We start from the raw sequence: 505 nt of genomic DNA, 5'->3' as shown, positions 1-505 counted from the left end.
ACCACTACATTAAGTGAAACCGCAACACTCAACACCACGGCCCCAAGCATTAGTATTAATGCACTGGTTGACACCAACGACACCACCCCAACCATTAATGGTACAAGCGATGCGGCAGATAACACTACCATTAGCTTAACGTTTGAAGACAGTGCAGGGAATATTACGACTGTTGATACAACCGTAACGGGTGGAGTATGGAGTGTCGATGCACCAACTGATTTAGCCGAAGGCGAATATACTGTCACCGCAGAGGTAAATGATGGTCTAGGTAATATCGGCAGCGCCACAGAGACAGGTCAGATAGACCTAACAGGTCCGAGCCTTGTTATTACCGACAACGGTGTAGGTAACGACACCACGCCAACAATTGCAGGTACCAGCGATGCACCGCAAGGCAGTGAAGTAACCATTGTTGTCACCGACAGCAGCGGCGCAGCGCAAACCATGAGTGCCACCGTGCTTGCTAATGGTACGTGGTCAATCCCTGTACCGGTAGCACTTG

Annotated in this window: 1 protein-coding gene; it reads left to right on the top strand. The window is 50.1% G+C overall.

Going from position 1 to position 505, the window contains the following annotated elements:
* A partial coding sequence (locus tag H5157_RS20685; RefSeq protein WP_259399382.1) for an Ig-like domain-containing protein occupies window positions 1–505 on the top strand: 505 nt, incomplete at both ends.

The organism is Pseudoalteromonas sp. SG43-3 (assembly GCF_014164385.1).
Classification (GTDB): Bacteria; Pseudomonadota; Gammaproteobacteria; order Enterobacterales; family Alteromonadaceae; genus Pseudoalteromonas; species Pseudoalteromonas distincta.
This window is presented reverse-complemented; position numbering and strand designations above follow the sequence as displayed.